This is a genomic window from Sphingopyxis selenitireducens (genome assembly GCF_051550705.1).
Taxonomy (GTDB): Bacteria; Pseudomonadota; Alphaproteobacteria; order Sphingomonadales; family Sphingomonadaceae; genus Sphingopyxis.
This window is the reverse complement of record NZ_JBPULG010000009.1, coordinates 1-2,458: the sequence shown is the minus strand read 5'-3', so window position 1 is coordinate 2,458 and position 2,458 is coordinate 1. Positions and strand designations below refer to the sequence as shown.

The window sequence follows — 2,458 nt, the reverse complement described above, 5'->3', positions numbered from 1 at the left end:
TGTGGATCGGCGTGCAAAAAGGACCCCGTTAGCGGGGTGATCGGCGTCTAAAAGGGACCCCTCATTTCGATGGTTTAAGCAGCGGCCTGGATAATCAGGCGGCGAGATCGGGATGTTGGTTTTGGAGACAGTGGTTCGGATTCGGCGCGAGTATGCCGGTGGCAAGGCGATCAAGGCGATCGCGCGGGATTTGCATGTATCGCGGAAGGTGATCCGCAAGGCGATCCGGGCGCCGGAAGGCGCATTCGATTATCAGCGCAAGGTTCAGCCGCTGCCGCGGATCGGGCCGTTCCAGGCTCGGCTCGATACGTTGCTGGAAGAGAACGAGGTGCGCGGCAGGCGTGAGCGGCTGCGGATGACGCGGATCCATGATCTGCTGGAGCGCGAGGGTTTTGAGGGTTCCTACGATGCCGTTCGGCGCTACGCGGCGCGCTGGAAGACCGACCGGCGCAAGGATGCCGGCGATGGTGTCACCGCCTTCATCCCGCTGACGTTCAAGCCGGGCGAGGCCTACCAGTTCGACTGGAGCCATGAGGATGTGGAGATCGCGGGCAAGCCGATGCGCGTGAAGGTTGCGCATATGCGGCTGTGTGCATCGCGAGCGGTCTATGTCCGGGCGTATCCTCGCGAGAGCCAGGAGATGCTGTTCGACGCGCATGCGCGCGGCTTTGCTTTCTTCGGCGGCGTGCCGGGCCGCGGCATCTACGATAATATGAAGACGGCGGTGACGAGCGTGTTCACCGGCAAGGAGCGGGTCTTCAACCGGCGGTTCCTGATCATGACCGACCATTATATGATCGAGCCAACCGCCTGCTCGCCGGCGGCGGGATGGGAGAAGGGCCAGGTCGAGAACCAGGTGCAGACGATCCGGGGCCGCTTCTTCCAACCCCGGTTGCGGTTCGCCAGCCTCGAAGAGCTCAACGGCTGGCTGGAGGCCGAGTGCCAGCGCTGGGCGGAACGACAGGCACACCCGGAACAGGGCGAGCTGACCGTGGCACAGGCGCTGGAGATCGAGCGATCGGCACTGCAACCGATGCTGGGGCCGTTCGACGGCTTTAACGAGAGCGAGCATGCCGTGACCGGCACCTGCCTGATCAGCTTCGATCGCAACCGCTACTCGGTTCTCTCGACGGTGGCGCGGCGGACGGCCCAGGTCCGGGCCTATGCCGACCGCATTGTCGTGCGCTGCGGCGAGGAGGTTGTCGCCGAGCATCCCCGCTACTTCGGGCGCAACCGCACGATCTATGACCCCTGGCATTATCTGCCGGTGCTGGCCCGCAAGCCCGGTGCGCTGCGGAACGGCGCGCCCTTCCAGGACTGGGATCTGCCGCCGGCGCTGGCGCGCCTGCGCCGCAAGCTTGGCAATGGCGACGATGCCGACCGCCGGTTCGTCCGTGTGCTATCGGCCGTGCTGACCGATGGCCTGGAGCCGGTCGAAGCGGCCGCGCGCGAGGCATTGGCAACCGGCACGGCGAGCGACGACCTGATCCTCAACATCCTTGCGCGGCGCCGCGAACCGCCGCGACCGCTCACCATCATCACCTCCGAGGACAGCGCCTTGCGCCATCCGCCGATCGCCGACTGCGCCCGTTACGACCAGCTGAGGACCTTCGATGCAGCGGCATGACATGATCGAGGCGATGCGCGGGCTTGGGCTCAAGGGCATGGCGGGCGCGTTCGACGATGCGGTCACCACCGGCCTTCAGCGCCAGCGCACCACGATGGAGATACTGACCGACCTCCTGCGGGCGGAAGCAACACATCGCCATGCCGCGTCGATCCGATACCGGATGGCGGCCGCCCGGCTGCCGGTCGTGAAGGACATCGACGCGTTCCGGTTCGAGGGCACGCCGATCAATGAAGGCCTAGTGCGTTCGCTTCACAGCGGCGCGTTCCTGCCCGCTCGGCGCAACATCGTCCTGGTCGGCGGCACGGGCACCGGGAAGACCCACCTGGCCATCGCCATCGCCGCCAATGTCGTTCGCTCGGGTGCGCGAGGCCGCTACTTCAACACCGTCGATCTGGTGACCCGCCTCGAAGAGGAGGCCAGGATCGGCAAGAGCGGCGCTCTCGCCGCCCAGCTATCCCGCCTCGATCTGATCGTGCTCGACGAACTGGGATATCTGCCGTTCGCCCGCTCAGGCGGCCAACTGCTGTTCCATCTGGTCAGCAAGCTCTACGAGCAGACCAGCGTTATCATCACCACCAACCTCGCGTTCGGCGAATGGCCCACCGTGTTCGGCGATCCCAAGATGACCACCGCGCTCCTCGATCGCGTCACCCATCATTGCGACATCGTCGAGACCGGCAATGACAGCTGGCGCTTCAAAAACCGCAGCTGATCACCCCCGCCGACCTCCGATTAAAAGATGCTTTGCGCTGCGCGCGCCTCCGGTCGGGCTCCGCCCTCCCTACGCCGCGCGCAGCGCAAGGGCGCGTGTCCGATCAACCTTGCGCC

General features: G+C 65.7%; 2 protein-coding genes. Both read left to right on the top strand.

Annotated elements, in window-relative coordinates; all coding sequences use genetic code 11:
- The first annotated feature begins 112 nt into the window (after positions 1–112).
- The gene (istA, locus tag ACSYDV_RS22380) at positions 113–1,627 is read left to right on the top strand and encodes an IS21 family transposase (protein WP_438326297.1); all 1,515 of its coding nucleotides are present in this window, start codon (positions 113–115) and stop codon (positions 1,625–1,627) included.
- A complete protein-coding gene (gene istB, locus ACSYDV_RS22375; protein WP_293838241.1) occupies positions 1,614–2,342 on the top strand; it encodes an IS21-like element helper ATPase IstB in 729 nt (242 codons plus the stop codon). The genes istA and istB overlap by 14 nt, the downstream gene beginning before the upstream one ends.
- Positions 2,343–2,458 lie beyond the last annotated feature (116 nt).

Coding starts and splice junctions, on each gene's coding strand:
- istB (WP_293838241.1), top strand. CDS start 1,614: ATGCAGCGGCATGACATGATCGAGGCGATGCGCGGGCTTGGGCTCAAG.
- istA (WP_438326297.1), top strand. CDS start 113: ATGTTGGTTTTGGAGACAGTGGTTCGGATTCGGCGCGAGTATGCCGGT.